The 18,035-nt window shown below is 53.2% G+C and carries 16 protein-coding genes; 14 read left to right on the forward strand and 2 right to left on the reverse strand.

Annotated features, from left to right (window positions below; translation table 11 throughout):
- Positions 1-108 precede the first annotated feature (108 nt).
- The 13 genes from NTD87_RS03250 (at position 109) to NTD87_RS03310 (ending at position 16,100) form a co-directional block, all read left to right on the forward strand.
- Entirely contained in the window at positions 109-1,317 is a 1,209-nt protein-coding gene (locus tag NTD87_RS03250) for a glycosyltransferase (protein ID WP_262111832.1), read from the forward strand.
- Positions 1,318-1,319: 2 nt separating this feature from the next.
- Positions 1,320-2,354 carry a polysaccharide biosynthesis protein gene (locus NTD87_RS03255; RefSeq protein ID WP_071555825.1) on the forward strand — a complete coding sequence of 345 codons (1,035 nt, stop codon included), beginning with the start codon at positions 1,320-1,322 and terminating at the stop codon, positions 2,352-2,354.
- 4 nt (positions 2,355-2,358) lie between these two features.
- Entirely contained in the window at positions 2,359-3,477 is a 1,119-nt protein-coding gene (gene wbjC / locus NTD87_RS03260) for a UDP-2-acetamido-2,6-beta-L-arabino-hexul-4-ose reductase (RefSeq protein WP_262111833.1), read from the forward strand.
- Positions 3,478-4,236: 759 nt separating this feature from the next.
- Complete coding sequence (wecB, locus tag NTD87_RS03265) at positions 4,237-5,367, forward strand: non-hydrolyzing UDP-N-acetylglucosamine 2-epimerase (protein ID WP_262111835.1); 1,131 nt, start codon at positions 4,237-4,239, stop codon at positions 5,365-5,367.
- Between the two features lie 5 nt (positions 5,368-5,372).
- Positions 5,373-6,599, forward strand: coding sequence for a glycosyltransferase family 4 protein (locus tag NTD87_RS03270; protein ID WP_262111837.1), 1,227 nt, complete (start codon positions 5,373-5,375; stop codon positions 6,597-6,599).
- 57 nt (positions 6,600-6,656) lie between these two features.
- A complete protein-coding gene (locus NTD87_RS03275) occupies positions 6,657-7,253 on the forward strand; it encodes a sugar transferase (protein WP_262111839.1) in 597 nt (198 codons plus the stop codon).
- Positions 7,250-7,876, forward strand: a complete 627-nt coding sequence (locus NTD87_RS03280) for an acetyltransferase (RefSeq protein WP_262111841.1) — start codon at positions 7,250-7,252, stop codon at positions 7,874-7,876. Before NTD87_RS03275 ends, NTD87_RS03280 begins: the two co-directional genes overlap by 4 nt.
- Before the next feature lie 93 nt (positions 7,877-7,969).
- Entirely contained in the window at positions 7,970-9,154 is a 1,185-nt protein-coding gene (locus NTD87_RS03285) for a DegT/DnrJ/EryC1/StrS family aminotransferase (RefSeq protein WP_262111842.1), read from the forward strand.
- Positions 9,155-9,305: 151 nt separating this feature from the next.
- Entirely contained in the window at positions 9,306-11,300 is a 1,995-nt protein-coding gene (locus NTD87_RS03290; protein WP_262111843.1) for a polysaccharide biosynthesis protein, read from the forward strand.
- Between the two features lie 252 nt (positions 11,301-11,552).
- Entirely contained in the window at positions 11,553-12,578 is a 1,026-nt protein-coding gene (locus tag NTD87_RS03295) for an MraY family glycosyltransferase (RefSeq protein WP_262111844.1), read from the forward strand.
- Between the two features lie 53 nt (positions 12,579-12,631).
- The gene (locus NTD87_RS03300; protein ID WP_410017454.1) at positions 12,632-14,626 is read left to right on the forward strand and encodes a polysaccharide biosynthesis protein; all 1,995 of its coding nucleotides are present in this window, start codon (positions 12,632-12,634) and stop codon (positions 14,624-14,626) included.
- Between the two features lie 114 nt (positions 14,627-14,740).
- Positions 14,741-15,076 carry a ComEA family DNA-binding protein gene (locus tag NTD87_RS03305; RefSeq protein ID WP_262111846.1) on the forward strand — a complete coding sequence of 112 codons (336 nt, stop codon included), beginning with the start codon at positions 14,741-14,743 and terminating at the stop codon, positions 15,074-15,076.
- A 229-nt stretch (positions 15,077-15,305) separates the two neighbouring features.
- Positions 15,306-16,100, forward strand: a complete 795-nt coding sequence (locus tag NTD87_RS03310) for an SDR family NAD(P)-dependent oxidoreductase (protein ID WP_262111847.1) — start codon at positions 15,306-15,308, stop codon at positions 16,098-16,100.
- Positions 16,101-16,109: 9 nt separating this feature from the next.
- On the opposite strand, the gene NTD87_RS03315 is transcribed toward NTD87_RS03310, so the two are convergent.
- The gene (locus tag NTD87_RS03315; protein WP_262111848.1) at positions 16,110-16,667 is read right to left on the reverse strand and encodes a TetR/AcrR family transcriptional regulator; all 558 of its coding nucleotides are present in this window, start codon (positions 16,665-16,667) and stop codon (positions 16,110-16,112) included.
- Positions 16,668-16,859: 192 nt separating this feature from the next.
- Here NTD87_RS03315 and NTD87_RS03320 point away from each other — a divergent pair, with 192 nt between their 5' ends.
- Positions 16,860-17,711 (forward strand): urea carboxylase-associated family protein, encoded by an 852-nt coding sequence (locus NTD87_RS03320; RefSeq protein ID WP_262111850.1) that lies wholly within the window; start codon positions 16,860-16,862, stop codon positions 17,709-17,711.
- A 46-nt stretch (positions 17,712-17,757) separates the two neighbouring features.
- Here the strand turns inward: NTD87_RS03320 and NTD87_RS03325 are convergent, their stop codons facing one another.
- Positions 17,758-17,925, reverse strand: coding sequence for a DUF2897 family protein (locus tag NTD87_RS03325; RefSeq protein ID WP_262111851.1), 168 nt, complete (start codon positions 17,923-17,925; stop codon positions 17,758-17,760).
- Between the last annotated feature and the right edge of the window lie 110 nt (positions 17,926-18,035).

Genomic DNA, 18,035 nt, shown 5'->3' on the forward strand with positions numbered 1-18,035 from the left:
TCTAAATGCTTGCTGATCCACGCGGACGGGCGGCAGATAGGCTGCACTTTTCTGTTATAAAGTCTTCAGGTTTTGTTATTCGTCGTATTGGTTATTGAGAAGGCGAAAATGAGTAAGAAAATTGGCTTGTTGGGTTTTTATGTGGGTGACAGCTATTTTAATAAATATTCGAAAGGTGATGCGTTCCCTCAGGTAGCAGCTTATAAGCTAGAGGGGCGATTCCTTGATGCGCTGCGTTTTGGTGGTGGCGTGGTTAATACGGTCGCAAGTATTGCTGTATCGACATACCCTAATAATAAAAAGCTGTATTTTCCAAGTGGTTCGTATGTGGGGGTTGAAGGCGGGCGATGTGATATCACTCCGTTAATAAACTTGCCGCTATTTAAAGTCCTGAGTCGTATGCTGGGCTCGTTGTTTAGTTTGCTTCGCTTGCGGAAAGTAGGGCTCGACGTGGTGTGTGTCTATGCGGCTCATACACCAAATCTGCTGGCTGCCTATATTGTGCGAAAGCTCCACGGCATTCCTTTTTTCGTTTATATACCTGATCTGCCCTCGTATATGGATATGGGGATGAATCGGTCTTTTTTTATGCGGCTCTTGAAAAAGCTTGATGCTCGCATTATCGATTTTCTTATTTCTGCGTCATCGGGTGTTTTTGTAACCAGCCAGTACATGGTGAAAGACAGTGCCAGGTGGTCGGACAAAGAGTACTTGGTACTTGAGGGTATTTCTAATTCTGCAGAGGTCGCCGTCAGCGAGGATGTACCTTCGAGTGCGCATAAGAAAATTATTTTTTATGCGGGCGGGTTAAACAAGGCTTATGGAATAGTCGAGTTGGTTGAAGGCTTTATAAAGTCCGACGTTGACTATGAGCTCTGGTTGTGTGGTCGCGGTGAATTGGAGTCGTACCTTTCGGAAGTCTCCGCTCGGCATTCGTCGGTGAAGTATTTGGGGTTTTTGAGTACTTCGGAAGTTGAGAGAATACAAGCCAGCGCTTCGTGCTTGATTTTAAGCAGGAGTCCAGAGCAGCTCTACACGCGTTATTCATTTCCTTCTAAATTGCTTGAATATATGGTGAGTGGCGTACCTGTGCTGACGACGCGGCTCGGTGGGATCCCTGATGAGTACTATGAATTTTTGAATGTTATAGAGGACTCTTCCTCTGATGGCATCAGTGTCGCTTTGAAGGCGTTTTGTGCAGCTGATCAACAATTTTTGTTGAGGAAGGCGGCTTGTGGTAAGATTTGGGTTTCGGAAAATAAGTCTAGCTTTGCCGTCGGACGAAAAATCGTAGATTTTATGGAGAAACGTAATTGACTATTTTTAGCGGTAAGAAACTGTTGATCACCGGCGGGACTGGTTCTTTTGGAAATGCCGTACTTAAGCGTTTCCTGGATACTGATATCGCTGAGATTCGTATATTCAGCCGTGATGAAAAGAAGCAGGATGACATGCGTAAACACTACGCAAACTCCAAGCTTAAGTTTTATATTGGTGATGTTCGCGATTATCAGAGCGTTCTGAATGCCACTCGCGGTGTTGACTATATTTTCCACGCTGCCGCGCTCAAGCAAGTACCTTCCTGTGAATTTCACCCCATGGAAGCGGTCAAGACTAACGTCATGGGCACCGAAAACGTACTTGAGGCCTCCATTCAAAATGGCGTCAAGCGTGTAGTTTGCCTCAGTACCGACAAAGCTGTTTACCCGATCAATGCCATGGGTATCTCCAAGGCAATGATGGAAAAGGTGATGGTCGCCAAGTCGCGCGGCGCCGATGACGACAAAACTGTCATTTGCGGTACTCGCTATGGCAACGTGATGGCGTCGCGTGGTTCGGTCATTCCGCTGTTTATTCAACAGATTCGTGATGGTAAGCCTTTAACGCTGACCGATCCGAATATGACACGTTTCATGATGACTCTTGCCGATGCTGTGGATCTTGTGCTGTATGCATTCGAACACGGTAATAATGGTGATTTGTTTGTACAAAAAGCGCCAGCAGCTACTGTAGAGGTTCTCGCCAAAGCGTTGACGCAAATGCTCAATTTGCCTGAGCACCCGATACAAGTGATCGGTACTCGTCATGGCGAAAAGTTGTATGAGGCATTGCTCAGCCGTGAAGAAATGGCCTGCGCCGAAGACCGCGGTGAGTACTTCCGTGTGCCGCCTGATTTGCGTGACTTGAACTACGCAAAATTCGTAGAGCAAGGCGAAGAGAAGATTTCCCGCACTGAAGATTACAACTCGCACAATACGGTGAGATTGGACGTGGACGGTATGAAGCAGCTGTTGCTTAAGCTTGACTTTATGCGCGCTATTCAGCGTGGCGAATACGCGACGCCTGAGGAGTGACAGAATGAAAGTGCTGATCACCGGTTCCAACGGTTTTGTTGGCAAGAACCTGATAGCGCACTTGAGCGAGCGCAGCGACGTTGAAGTGCTGCGCTTTACTCGTGAAGATGATACCGCTCAACTGCCTAGCTTGATGGCTGAAGTGGACTTTGTGTTTCACCTGGCAGGGGTCAATCGCCCGCAGGACCCGGAGGAATTCAAGACGGGTAACACTGACCTGACCCGCGCGCTTTGCGATGCAGTTGCGGCGTGTGGCAGGTCCGTGCCTGTTCTGTATACGTCCTCCAGTCAGGCAGAGCTTGATAATCCTTACGGCAGCAGTAAGCGTGGTGCCGAAGAAGCGTTAACCGAACTGGCTGATCAGCATGGCGCGACAGTTTACGTGTTCAGGTTGCCGAATGTTTTTGGCAAATGGGCTCGTCCAAACTATAACTCTGCGGTCGCAACCTTCTGCCATAATATTGTCCATGGTTTGCCTATTCAGATTAATGATCCGCAGGCCAATATCAATCTTGTGTATATCGATGATGTCATTAAGTACTTCATCGCCGCGCTGGATGGTCAATTACCCATTGAGCGATTTGTTGCGGTTGAACCTCAATACACTATTAGTGTTGGAGCGTTGGCGAAGCAACTAGAGGCGTTTCGTGATAGTCGCGCTACGTTGATCACGGAGCCCGTCGGCACAGGGTTGGTGCGAGCGCTATATTCTACTTACGTCAGCTATCTGCCACCGGATCGCTTCACTTACGAGGTCCCCAAGTATGGGGATCCTCGAGGTGTATTCGTTGAAATGTTGAAGACGGGGGACAGTGGTCAGTTCTCCTACTTTACCGCTCACCCGGGAGTAACACGTGGTGGTCATTACCATCACTCGAAAACTGAAAAGTTTCTGGTGATTAAAGGTAAGGCATGTTTTCGTTTCCGTCATATAGTCTCCGGGGAATTTTACGAGCTGTTCACAACAGGTGAGCAACCGGAAATTGTCGAGACTGTACCGGGGTGGACGCATGACATCACTAATGCGGGAGATGATGAAATGATCGTCATGCTCTGGGCTAACGAGATTTTTAATCGCGAGCTCCCGGATACCTATGCACGGCCATTAGCGACTCCGGTATAAGGCTTAAGGTGCTCTCTGCTCTGTTTGCATTCCGAATGCGCAGTGCAGAGAGCCTTTCGGTCAGTAAGCGAGCAATGAGTCTCACATTCAAATCAGCCATTTGAGAACGGTTCTCCTTTTTGGGGAGAGGGTCGTTCCGGTGCGCTTCGTTGCCCAAGTCAGAAAACAACCTCCAGTTGAAACTCTTAGCATCTCGAAGGTCTATCGATGGTTAGGTGCCCTTGACCGATCTGGATGTCGAATCTGTTGTGGCTAGCCACCCACTATGAGGCTTCTCATCAAGATCCCGATACCGTCCAGGCGGCATAAGGTGCTATCAGGCGTTGCTGTTTTCGCCGTTACAGCGCTTTCCAGCTGCTAAATCTTTGATTTTCGATAGGTGTGAATGGCTTGCGCTACCTCCGTTTGAATGCAGGGGGAGTGTCGGGTTTGTTTTCGCGGCAATATCGGTTGGATTTTTGGCTTGGGATGTTGTCTCAACCTGGCGCAGCACCTGTTGTCAGGGGCTGGATGCTGGCAAGTCACCGGGAGCGAAAAAACGGGTGCCGACTAAACTGAAGCGCAAAAAAAACGACTCAATGTGTCATTATGTACCGCGACATTCGTCGCTTGCTCGGCAGCGATAAGCAGGCTCTGCGCGCTGCGCCAAAGCCTACAGCAGCTTGGCGACGATCGAGTTGCCGCTTCGGTTTGTTTGAGGCAGCAGGCGAGTATTACTGATTGTTTGTCTATCACTTTTTGAAATGTGACGCTTAAAAAATGAAAAAACTAAAAGTCGTAACTGTGGTGGGAACCCGCCCGGAAATTATTCGTCTGTCGCGCGTAATGGCTGCTCTGGATCAGCATTGTGATCATGTACTTGTTCATACCGGGCAAAATTACGACTACGAACTGAACGAAATTTTCTTTCAGGATCTAGGTATTCGCAAGCCTGACCACTTCCTGAACGCGGCCGGTGCTACGGGTGCAGAAACCATCGGTAACGTGATCATCAGCGTAGATCGTGTACTGGCGGAGGTTCAGCCAGAGGCGTTGCTGGTGCTGGGCGACACCAATAGTTGCATGGCGGTTATTCCTGCCAAGCGTCGCAAGATTCCGACCTTCCATATGGAGGCTGGTAATCGTTGTTTCGATATGCGAGTGCCGGAAGAGATCAACCGTCGAATTGTCGATCACACCGCAGACATTAATCTGACCTATAGTACGATCGCCCGGGATTATCTGTTGCGTGAAGGTTTGTCACCAGACATGGTGATCAAAACCGGAAGCCCTATGTTTGAAGTCCTCAACTATTATCGTGAGGGTATTGAGGCTTCTGATGTTCTCGAGCGATTGGGTCTTGAGCCAGGTAAGTTCTTTGTCGTCAGCGCGCACCGCGAAGAGAATATCGACTCTGATAAAAACTTCCTGAAGTTGGTAGACGTTCTTAATAAAACGGCCGAGAACTACGGGTTGCCGGTTATTGTATCTACGCACCCTCGGACGCAGAAGCGTGTCGATGCAATGGGCGTGCAGTTTCACGAAAATGTACGCTTGCTCAAGCCGCTGGGCTTCAAAGACTACAATAAACTTCAGCTCGAATCCAAAGCGGTTCTTTCCGACAGCGGTACGATCAACGAAGAGTCCTCGATTCTCAACTTCCCTGCGTTGAACATTCGGGAAGCTCACGAACGTCCAGAGGGAATGGAAGAGGCAGCTGTCATGATGGTCGGCCTTGAGGTCGAGCGTGTGATGCAAGGTCTGCAACTCTTGGAGACACAAAGTCGTGGAGATGAAAGGACGCTGCGACTGGTGCAGGATTACAGCATGCCAAACGTTGCGGAAAAGGTAGTCAGGATTATTCATAGCTATCGTGATTATGTTATGCGCGTTGTTTGGAAAAGGTTCTAAGTAAAATGGCAGTTCGCGTATTATTGCTTACCCAATGGTTTGATCCTGAACCGACTTTCAAAGGTCTGGTTTTTGCGCGGGAGCTTGTTAGGCAAGGATTTGAAGTCGAGGTGATTACGGGATTTCCCAACTATCCCGGTGGCAAGATTTATCCTGGCTTTAAAATGCGATTGATTCAGCGCGAGTTGATCGATGGCGTAAGCGTAACGCGGCTGCCTCTTTACCCAAGCCACGGTCAGAGTGGAGTTGGGCGTATAATCAATTATGTCAGCTTTGCAGCAACAAGCCTTTTCTATGGGGTGTTCTTCAGCAAACGTGCTGATGTGATATATGCCTATCACCCGCCTTTGACGGTAGGTATTGTAGCAACGATTATTCGTTTCTTTCGGCGCGTACCGGTTGTGTACGATATTCAAGATTTATGGCCTGACACATTGCGAGCAACAGGTATGTTCGCTAATGAAAAGGCCCTCAGTCTGGTATCGAAGGTCTGTGCGTACGTCTATAAAAACGTCGATCAACTTGTAGTGCTTTCACCCGGTTTCAAGCGCCTGCTGGTTGAGCGTGGCGTACCGGAAAACAAAATCGAGATCATTTATAACTGGTGTGCAGAGGATCTTTTGGTGTCCTCTGATAATAAGTTGCCAAGCAACTTTCCAGACTCCTCAAGGTTTCGCGTTTTGTTTGCCGGGAATATGGGGAAGGCTCAAGCGCTGGACTCTGTACTCGACGCAGCCAATCTTCTTCAAGAGCGGGATATCGAATTGGTATTCATCTTTTTGGGCGGAGGAGTTGAAGTTGAGCGCTTGAAGCAGAAGGCTGAAGCGAGCGGTCTGCGTAATGTCGTATTTTTACCTCCCGTCCCTATGAGTGATGTGGGCAGCTATCTTGCGAATGCCGACGCGTTGCTGGTTCATCTGAAAAAAGATCCATTGTTTACGGTGACCATCCCTTCTAAAACGCAGGCCTATATGGCTGTTGGTAAACCGTTATTAATGGCGGTCGATGGGGATGCAGCTGACTTGGTGCGGCTGAGTGGCTGTGGACTCGTCGCTGAGTCGGAAAATCCGGAGTCGCTGGCTGCTGCTGTCCAGTCTCTGTATTCGGCTGGCGATTCGAGTCGAAATGAGATGGCTGAAAAGGGTCGGGTTTATTATCGTGACAATCTCTCGCTGAGCGAAGGTGTGCGACGATTTGCCGATATTTTCAAGCGGCTTTCAAAACGCAAATAACATTATGTTTCAGGTCGAAATTGAAGCTCGCCTTGATATGCAATTTAGGAACATGACATGTTGAAACGGCTTTTTGATATTCTGGCTTCTTTTTTCGGCCTGCTGTTGTTGTCTCCCGTTATTTTGTTTGTGGCTTTTCAAGTTCGCCGCAAGCTCGGTGGGCCCGTTTTGTTTCGCCAGGTCAGGCCAGGTCTCCACGGCAAGCCTTTCGAGATGGTTAAGTTTCGTACGATGAGGGACGCTGTTGATTCAAAAGGCGTACCTCTTCCCGATGCTGAGCGTATGACGCCATTCGGGGCTTTTTTGCGCTCCAGTAGTTTGGATGAGCTGCCGGAGTTATGGAATGTTCTGAAGGGCGAAATGAGTCTTGTGGGACCGCGTCCGCTGCTGATGGAATACCTTCCTCTTTATAGTCCAGAGCAATTTCGACGGCATGAAGCACGCCCAGGAGTGACAGGGTGGGCGCAAATCAATGGGCGTAATGCATTGAGCTGGAATGAAAAGTTTAATCTGGATGTCTGGTACGTTGATAATCAGTCTCTAAAACTTGATATAAAGATCATTCTATTGACCCTCAAGAAGGTCGTCGTTCGCGAAGGAATCAGCGCCGACGGAGAGGTCACTATGTCGAAATTCACCGGTAACAAGCCATGAAACGGTTGGCCATTCTCGGGGCGGGCGGGCACGGAAAGGTGGTCGCCGATACTGCTGAATGCTGTGGATGGGAGCGTGTGGATTTTTTTGCAGACGGCTGGCCTGCGCAGACGACGAACGGCAGTTGGAGTGTTGTTGGAGACACTTCGTTGTTGATAGAGCAGCTCTCGAACTATGACGGGGTAGTCGTTGCGATAGGGCACAATTCAATTCGTAAAGCCAAGCTTGATGAGCTTGCGCGGATAGGGGCTCCTCTGGTTTCGTTGGTTCATCCGGCGGCCACTGTCAGTCGACGAGCATCCATTGGTCTTGGGTCGGTAGTGTTCGCAGGTGTAGTGGTGAATGCTGACGCGGTGATAGGTCCGGGGGCGATCCTGAATACCGGGTGCAGCGTCGATCACGATTGTGTGTTGGGTGAGTGCGTCCATGTCAGCCCCGGTGCTAGACTGGCGGGCGGTGTTCGTGTCGGCAATCTGAGTTGGATTGGCATTGGTGCTAGTGTCAGGCAATTGATTCGGATCGGCGCAGGCGTCACCGTCGGCGCGGGGGCCGTTGCGGTCAGCGATGTAGAAGACTCGGTGACGGTGCTGGGTGTTCCGGCAAAGGTGTTTATCAGGACTTGAGCTGCGTCGTACAAGGCGATCATTGCGCTTGATACGGCGTATTTGAATGGATGCTTCGCGAGATCCTCTATTTTTAATCTATGGGTACTGGCTGTGTTGAATACACCATTTTCTCCTTGGCCCTCTTTCACTATTGATGAGGCTGATGCGGTTCGCGATGTGATTCTCTCCAATAAAGTCAACTATTGGACTGGGCAAGAGTGTCGGGAGTTTGAAAAGGAATTTGCTGCCTGGACAGACACAAAGCATGCAATTGCCCTGGCCAACGGAACGGTCGCTCTGGACCTCGCATTGCAGGCGCTGGGAATTGGCGCTGGTGATGAAGTCATTGTTACTCCGCGTACCTTCCTGGCCTCTGTATCCAGTATTGTCAATGCAGGTGCTATTCCCGTATTTGCCGAAGTTGACCCGGACTCCCAGAATTTCACTGCCGAGACCATCCGTGCGGTGCTGACTGAGCGTACTCGTGCGGTGATTTGCGTGCATCTCGCAGGATGGCCCTGCGACATGGACCCAATCATGTCGCTGGCGGCCGAGCACGATCTGAAGGTTATTGAAGATTGTGCCCAGGCACATGGCGCGCTCTATAAAGGACGCCCGGTAGGTTCCATCGGTCATGTCGGGGCTTGGTCGTTCTGCCAGGACAAGATTATGACCACCGGCGGCGAAGGCGGCATGGTCACCACGAATGATCGAGACCTCTGGTTGAAGATGTGGTCTATCAAGGACCATGGCAAGAGCTGGGAAGCGATCTATGAACGTGAACATGCGCCAGGCTTTCGCTGGTTGCATGAAAGTTTTGGTACTAACTGGCGAATGCTGGAAGTGCAGGCCGTCATTGGGCGTATCCAATTGCGGCGAATGCCCCAGTGGCAAGCAAGTCGGCTTGAGCACGCGGAACGCATTTGGTCATGTGCTCGCCAACTGGGCGGGCTGCGTGTTCCAGTCATTCCGGAATACTGCACTCACGCGGCCTACAAGTGTTATGTCTTTGTTGAGCCACAGCTGCTGAAAGCTGAATGGAATCGTGATCGCATTATTTCGGAAATTACTGCCCGTGGTGTTCCGTGCTACTCCGGTTCTTGCTCCGAGGTCTACCTTGAGAAGGCCTTTGACGATACCGGTTGGAGGCCCGAGGTTCGCTTCTCTGTGGCACAAGAGCTCGGGGAAACAAGCTTGATGTTCCTTGTGCATCCGACGCTGACACCGTCAGAAATGGACAAGACCTGCGCGGTTCTTGGCGAAGTAATGCAATTGGCATATCAAGCACACGCTTGATCTGACGGGGCATCCTGCGGCCAAAAGTCTACTTGGCGTACATTCCTGGCTGTCAGCTTTCCCGGAATGTACGTCAGTCGTCAGATGTTCTGTCTGCTGCAGTGAAGTTAGCGATTTTGAGTGCAGGAGCTGTGAGGTGTTCGAAGGGTTTATGGATAAGTTGCGAACCTTGTTGTTGGGGCTGCCGCGCCGTCATAAAAGGCTGATTCAGATTCTAGCGGACGTCATGTTGGTTTGGGGCGCGCTGTGGTTGGCGTTTGTCGTACGCCTGGGTTTCGACGAGGTGGTCAATCCCCTTTCCGATCATCTATGGCTTTTTTTGGCGACCCCGGTAATTTCCGTTCCTCTATTCATTCGTTTCGGCATGTACCGAGCAGTGCTGCGCTATTTCGGCAATGACGCGCTGATTGCGATTATCAAGGCGGTCAGCCTTTCGGCGCTGATTCTCGGGGTGGTGGTGTACTGGTACAGCAACCACCAGAACGTCGTGCCGCGCTCGATCATTTTTAACTATTGGTGGTTAAGCCTGATCATGGTGGGCGGGTTGCGCCTGGCCATGCGCCAGTACTTTCTGGGCGACTGGTTTGCCGCCGCGCAGCATGTTCCTTTCACCAGTCGTGACGATGGATTGCCCCGCGTTGCCATCTACGGTGCAGGCGCCGCCGGTAACCAGCTGGTTGCCGCCTTGCGCATGGGCCGGGTCATGCGCCCGGTAGCGTTTATCGATGATGATAAAAGCATTGTGGATCGGGTGATTTCCGGTTTGCAGGTGTACAAGCCCAAGCACATTCAACGCATGATCGAGGCCACCGGCGCTCAGGAAATCCTGCTGGCGATTCCTTCGTCCAATCGTGGGCGTCGCCGCGAGATCCTGGGTTTTCTGGAAGGTTTTCCACTGCACGTTCGCAGTGTGCCTGGTTTCATGGACCTGGCCAGTGGCCGGGTCAAGGTGGATGACATTCAGGAAGTCGACATCGCTGACCTGCTCGGCCGCGATGCGGTGCCGGCGCAGAGCGATTTGCTTGAGCATTGCATCAAGGATCAGTCGGTTCTGGTCACGGGGGCGGGCGGTTCCATCGGGTCCGAGCTGTGTCGCCAGATCCTGGCGTTGCAGCCGACCACGCTGTTGCTATTCGAGCACAGTGAATTCAATCTTTACAGCATTCTGTCGGAGCTCGAGCAGCGTATTGCCCGTGAGTCGCTATCGGTGCGGCTGTTGCCGATTCTGGGTTCCGTGCGCAACCAGGACAAGCTGCTGGATGTGATGAAAACCTGGCACGTGGATACGGTCTATCACGCAGCGGCCTACAAGCACGTGCCGATGGTCGAACACAATATTGCCGAAGGTGTACTGAACAATGTGATTGGTACGCTGAATACCGCGCAGGCCGCGCTTCAGGCCGGCGTGGCGAACTTTGTGCTGATTTCGACCGACAAGGCTGTTCGCCCCACCAATGTCATGGGCAGTACCAAGCGGCTGGCGGAGCTGACGCTGCAGGCGTTGAGCCGCGAACTGGCGCCGGTGATGTTTGGTGACAAGACCAACGTGTCCCGGGTCAATAAAACCCGGTTCACCATGGTGCGCTTCGGCAATGTGCTCGGGTCTTCCGGTTCGGTGATTCCGCTGTTTCATAAGCAGATCAAGTCGGGCGGACCGCTGACGGTCACGCATCCGAAGATCACCCGTTACTTCATGACCATCCCCGAGGCCGCCCAGTTGGTCATTCAGGCCGGCTCGATGGGGCAGGGCGGTGATGTGTTCGTGCTGGACATGGGGGAACCGGTGAAGATTGTCGAGCTGGCCGAGAAGATGATCCACCTGTCGGGGTTGAGTGTCCGTTCGGACAAAAATCCCCACGGTGACATCGCCGTCGAATTTACCGGGCTGCGCCCCGGTGAAAAGCTCTACGAAGAGTTGCTGATCGGTGACAACGTAGCGGCCACCCAGCACCCGATGATCATGAGCGCCAATGAAGACCACCTGCCCTGGGAAGTGCTCAAGGGCAAGCTGACGGAATTGCTGTCGGCCGTTGAGCGGGATGATTATGCGCGGGTCCGGCAACTCCTGCGGGACACCGTCAGCGGTTACGCCCCGGATGGTGAGATCGTCGATTTGATCTACCGTCAGCGTCGACTGGAGTTGTGACGGCGCGATAGCTGCTGTACCGAGGCGCTACGCCAGGTTAGGCAGGGGTGGTGATAAATGAGGCCGAGAATGTAGTCTTGTCGATGGATGAGCGTGCATTTCGGCCTTTTTTCGTCATATTGAATACGATGATTCATCCTTTGATTGCCGGAAAACTGTATTGCTGGTAAAGGCTTATAGAGTTCAAACGCTTAAGTCACAGGTGACTGAGGCTTTCTATTCTCGTTTATCGTTCATGGATGCCTTTGCTCGATGAGTCTCTGGTTGTCGTTGCCAGTTGTAATCGGTATTTCCCTGGTCTTGACCGGCGCCCTGCGTCGTTATGCTCTGCGCGGCAGTCTGATGGACATCCCGAATGCTCGCAGCTCGCATTCGAGGCCTACCCCTCGCAGTGGTGGCGTAGCCATTGTTCTGAGTTTTCTTGCAGTATTGCCCGTTCTTGGCTGGTTTGGCGTTGTGAGCTGGGAGCTGGTCTGGGCTTTGCTGGGAGCAGGTGGCGGTATCGCGATAATAGGTTTTGTCGATGACCATAGTCACATAGCTGTCCGCTGGCGCTTGCTCGGGCATTTTGCAGGCGCTGTCTGGGTACTCTGCTGGTTCAATGGGATGCCGCCACTGAATATATTCGGTATTTCACTGAACCTGGGGTGGTTGGGGAACGTATTAGCAGCGATCTACTTGGTGTGGATGCTGAACTTGTACAACTTCATGGACGGAATTGACGGGATTGCCGGTATCGAAGCTGTGTCGGTTTGCCTTGGCGCTTGCCTGATTTACTGGGTTTCCGGAAACGAGTCTTTAATATGGGCTCCGCTGCTGCTGGCGATGTCAGTTTTGGGCTTCCTGTACTGGAATTTTCCGCCTGCGCGGATTTTCATGGGCGATGCAGGAAGTGGTTTTCTGGGCATGGTATTAGGCGTATTTTCGCTCCAGGCGGCTTGGCACAGCACGAGTCTGTTATGGGTGTGGTTGATTCTGATCGGGGTTTTCGTCGTGGATGCGACGTTTACGTTGATAAGGCGATTTTTGCAAGGTGCGAGGATCTATGAAGCGCACCGTAGTCATGCGTACCAGTGCGCATCACGTCAATTAGGTACGCATTCGATCGTTACATTGGCAGTGTTGGCGATTAATGTCTTTTGGTTATTACCGATTGCTTTGTCTGTTGAATTGCTGGGGCTAGATGGTTTGATCGGCTTGGTTATCGCGTATGTTCCCTTGGTGATTTTAGCGATGAAGTTTCGTGCTGGAGAGCTGGAGAGTCACGTACGAATTTAATATGTATCAAGGCGATTTTGTTCTGTAGATGACAAGAGGTGAGCGACGGGATTATGGATCAGATACGAGCATACTTGTTAAGCCTCCCACGTCGACGCAAGCGCATTTTGCAAGTCATCACAGACTTCTTGCTGGTTTGGCTCGCCTTGTGGATGGCATTCGTCGTCCGCCTGGGCATCGACGAAATGAGTAATCCGTTTACCCAGCATTTTTGGTTGTTTATAGCCGCCCCGGTTATTGCTATCCCTCTTTTTATCCGTTTCGGCATGTACCGGGCGGTGATGCGCTACTTCGGCAATGATGCGCTGATTGCGATTATCAAGGCGGTCAGCCTTTCGGCGCTGATTCTCGGGGTGGTGGTGTACTGGTACAGCAACCACCAGAACGTCGTGCCGCGCTCGATCATTTTTAACTATTGGTGGTTAAGCTTGATCATGGTGGGCGGGTTGCGCCTGGCCATGCGCCAGTACTTTCTGGGTGACTGGTTTTCCGCCGCGCAGCATGTTCCTTTCACCAGTCGTGACGATGGATTGCCCCGTGTTGCCATCTACGGTGCAGGCGCCGCCGGTAACCAGCTGGTTGCCGCCTTGCGCATGGGCCGGGTCATGCGCCCGGTAGCGTTTATCGATGATGACAAGAGCATTGCCGAACGGGTGATTTCCGGTTTGCAGGTGTACAAGCCCAAGCACATTCAACGCATGATCGAGGCCACCGGCGCTCAGGAAATCCTGCTGGCGATTCCTTCGGCCAATCGTGGGCGTCGCCGCGAGATCCTGGGCTTTCTGGAAGGTTTTCCACTGCACGTTCGCAGTGTGCCTGGTTTCATGGACCTGGCCAGTGGCCGGGTCAAGGTGGACGACATTCAGGAAGTCGACATCGCTGACCTGCTCGGCCGCGATGCGGTGCCGGCGCAGAGCGATTTGCTTGAGCATTGCATCAAGGATCAGTCGGTTCTGGTCACGGGGGCGGGCGGTTCCATCGGGTCCGAGCTGTGTCGCCAGATCCTGGCGTTGCAGCCGACCACGCTGTTGCTGTTCGAGCACAGTGAATTCAATCTTTACAGCATTCTGTCGGAGCTCGAGCAGCGTATTGCCCGTGAGTCGCTATCGGTGCGGCTGTTGCCGATTCTGGGTTCCGTGCGCAACCAGGACAAGCTGCTGGATGTGATGAAAACCTGGCACGTGGATACGGTCTATCACGCAGCGGCCTACAAGCACGTGCCGATGGTCGAACACAATATTGCCGAAGGTGTACTGAACAATGTGATTGGTACGCTGAATACCGCGCAGGCCGCGCTTCAGGCCGGCGTGGCGAACTTTGTGCTGATTTCGACCGACAAGGCTGTTCGCCCCACCAATGTCATGGGCAGTACCAAGCGGCTGGCGGAGCTGACGTTGCAGGCGTTGAGCCGCGAACTGGCGCCGGTGATGTTTGGTGACAAGACCAACGTGTCCCGGGTCAATAAAACCCGGTTCACCATGGTGCGCTTCGGCAATGTGCTCGGGTCTTCCGGTTCGGTGATTCCGCTGTTCCATAAGCAGATCAAGTCGGGCGGACCGCTGACGGTCACGCATCCGAAGATCACCCGATACTTCATGACCATCCCCGAGGCCGCCCAGCTGGTCATTCAGGCCGGCTCGATGGGGCAGGGCGGTGATGTGTTCGTGCTGGACATGGGGGAGCCGGTGAAGATTGTCGAGCTGGCCGAGAAGATGATCCACCTGTCGGGGTTGAGTGTCCGTTCGGACAAAAATCCCCACGGTGACATCGCCGTCGAATTTACCGGGCTGCGCCCCGGTGAAAAGCTCTACGAAGAGTTGCTGATCGGTGACAACGTAGCGGCCACCCAGCACCCGATGATTATGAGCGCCAATGAAGACCACCTGCCCTGGGAAGTGCTCAAGGGCAAGCTGACGGAATTGCTGTCGGCCGTTGAGCGGGATGATTATGCGCGGGTCCGGCAACTCCTGCGGGACACCGTCAGCGGTTACGCTCCGGATGGTGAGATCGTCGACTGGATCTACCAGCAGCGTCGTCTCGAGCCCTGATTGTTACACACCCTGTAACCGATACATTTTTGACAGGTTCATATCATGACCTAGGTTTGGGAGGCAGCTTCGGAAAAGCTGCTTCTTTCATATCGATGTCATGGAGCGTCACTAATGCGTACAGGCTATTTCTACTCCCTGGTTTTTGCCCTGCTGACCAGCGCCTCTATTGCTGCTATCGCTGCGCCGGCGGCCAAACCCGAGGCTGTAACTGCGCCATTGTCGTTGCAGGTTGCACCGTCCGGGGAGGTTGCAAAAATCGATCTCAATGCAGCGGATGCAACGACACTACAGCGTGAACTCATCGGGGTAGGTGAGGCCAAGGCTAAGGCGATTGTTACGTATCGCGAGAGTAATGGGCCATTTGCGTCGGTGGATGATTTGTTGGAGGTCAAGGGCATCGGCAAGGCGATTCTGGACAAGAACCGCGACAGGCTCCAAGTGAACTGATTCGTAGAAGCTAGCGCCAGAAGGCCGGTCATTGACATTGACCGGCCTTTTTCATTTCCGGCGATCGAGCCTTTCGAGAAGGGCGAAACCATTGCGCCTTTGGTCCGGAAATAAAAATTACGGATGTCATATTTTGTTTGGATTATGCCTATAATAAAACCGTCGCCTGTACAGGTACCCACCGCCAGGGGCATTCAATATCCCTCAGGCATCCCCCAGGAGTGCAGCTATGAATTCTATCCAGTCCAAAGGTACAGCTCTGATCACCGGCGCTTCATCCGGTATTGGTGCGGTCTATGCCGAGCGCTTGGCGGCGCTTGGTTTTGACGTGTTGCTGGTGGCGCGCGATGAGCAACGTCTCCAGGATGCTGCGACCCGGTTGCGGGCCGAGCATGGCGTGCAGGTCGAGGTGCTGAAGGCGGACCTCACGCTCAAGGCTGATTTATTGGCTGTCGAGCAGCGTCTGCGCAGTGATTCGCGCATCAGCCTGCTGCTGAACAACGCGGGTATCGCGGCGGATGGCTCTTTGGCCGGCGCGGACACGGATCAGTTGGAGCGGATGATTCAGCTCAATGTGGTGGCGGTGACACGTTCGGCTTCAGCGGCGGCAGCGAATTTTTCGGCGGTCGGGCGCGGTTCCATCATCAATCTGGCGTCGGTGGTTGCGCTGATTCCCGAGCGCTTCAACGCGACCTATAGCGCGACCAAGGCTTACGTCCTGAGCCTCACGCAGTCACTGAATGTCGAACTGAGTGGTTCGGGCGTTCAGGTTCAGGCAGTGTTGCCAGGCGTTACACGCACCGAAATCTGGGAACGTTCAGGGATTGATGCCAGCGCTATCCCGGCGGAAATGGTGATGGAAGCAGGGGAGATGGTCGATGCGGCATTGTCTGGATTCGATCAGGGTGAGTTGATCACCATCCCTTCGCTACCCGATGCCGCAGACTGGAATGCTTTTGTTACCGCACGCCACGCGTTAGGGCCAAACCTGTCGAAGAGTGCTGCGGCTGCGCGCTACAAGTAGAGGCCGTCTTCACGCGGGCTGCTTTTTCAGGTGCGCGCGTGTGACGTCGAGGATCCGCTGTGCCAGCTCCGGGTTTTCGACGCTGCGTGACAGCAGCAATGCACCGACCAGGGTCGACATGATAATGATGCTCTGATCGGCGGCATCCTCGCTGTCGAGGGTTTGCTCCACTTGCTCAAGCCTTGCGTTGAGCACTGTATCGCTGGTCGGGCTAGGTTGCCCACGTTGGCCGAGTTCCGCAGACATGGTCAGCAATGGACAACCCTGATCGGGTGATGTCTGGTGCCATTCGGAAAGGTAGGTGTCGATAAACGCTTCCAGCGGGCGTTCCTGGGCGAAGATTTCGGCGCAACGTGTGTCGACTTCTTCGCCGGCGGCTTGCAGGGCCTTTTCTACCAGTTCGTCCTTGGATTTGAAGTGCGAGTAAAACCCACCGTGTGTCAGGCCCAGTGCTTTCATCAGCGGTTGCAGGCCAGTGGCTCCGATTCCGTCGCGGCGAAAGCGTGCAGCTGCTTCCTTGATAATGCGCTGATGGGTCTGGGCTTTATGGTCCTGCGAGTAACGCATCTGAAAATCTCCACGACAATGCGTCATATTAACCAAGGTAAATGAGATGGTGACTGTACTTCTACTTCTATAAGGCATGCAGACGCATCCTCAAACGGAGTTCTGCGCATAAACAACTGGCATGAATAGTGATTACTCATTGGCTGACGATTGTTCAACCATCCCTCTCATCACTGATCGAGGACTCACGCCATGTACAAAGACTATCCCGCGGCTTATCAGGTCAGTAAGGGCTCGGCGTTGCAGGTCGATAAAGCCTTCTACGAGCGGATCCGCGATACGGCGACCGGGCGCACGCTGATCGAACAATTTGAAGTGCCGATCCGTACCGGACGCGCCTGGCACGTGCCTGCGGGGCATGTGTTCCGCGTGACCACACCGGTGGGCCCGCAAGTGGGGGACTTCAATGTCTGGAATGCCAATGACCCGCGCGAGCGGCTGTGGGCCGCACGGACCCGGCAGTTGCAGGGCGCCCATGTCAGCACCCATGACCGGCTCTGGTCGAACCTGCCCTTTTTACGGCCGCTGGTGACCATCACCGACGATAGCCTGGCCCATTACGGTATCGACGAGCACGGCGGCCGCTTGCACGATCTGCTGGGCACGCGTTGCGATCCCTACGTGAACAAAATGCTCACCGGCGAGGACTTCCATCACCACTGCCATTCGAACCTGACCCGTGCCGTTTTACCTCATGGTCTGACCGAGTTCGACGTGCATGACGTACTGAACATCTTTCAGTGCACGGGACTCAACCACGACGATATGTACTTCATGAAGGCCTGCCCGGCACGCAAGGGTGACTATCTGGAGTTCTTCGCCGAGATTGATTTGCTGTGTGCGTTGTCGACGTGCCCGGGGGGCGATTTGTCGCTGCCGATGTGGGGGCCGGATGCGCAGGATCCGTTAAGTGTCTGCCGGCCGTTGGGTGTGGAAATCTATCGGTTGGAGGATGCGTTGCTTGAAGGCTGGAGCCAGCCTGAGCGGGCGGCCTATAAGGGCCTGCATGGTTTGCACATCGCCAAGGCCGAGTGGGAGAAGTAGAGATGTTTCTGTGGCGAGGGAGCTTGCTCCCTTGCCACAGTTCCAGTCAGCGATCCTGAGCGTCCTTGGCGTCCATTTCCGCGTTGCGCTCAGCGACGCGTTTGCGTTGCTCATCGGTCAACTCCACTTTGTTCGCGGTGTCGCGCAGTAGCATCAAACCACCGACCATCGATCCGATAGCAACCACCAGAATCAACCAGGCATACCAGGGCATAGGGCTCTCCTTAAGGGCAGGTGTTGGCGCGAACGATTTCGCGTCAACGCCGTGCCTTTCCACGTTGAGTTACAGCGATTCTCAGTGGTTCCATTCTAGGCCTGTTCTCT

The sequence above is a fragment of the Pseudomonas sp. 6D_7.1_Bac1 genome (genome assembly GCF_025465945.1).
GTDB lineage: Bacteria > Pseudomonadota > Gammaproteobacteria > Pseudomonadales > Pseudomonadaceae > Aquipseudomonas.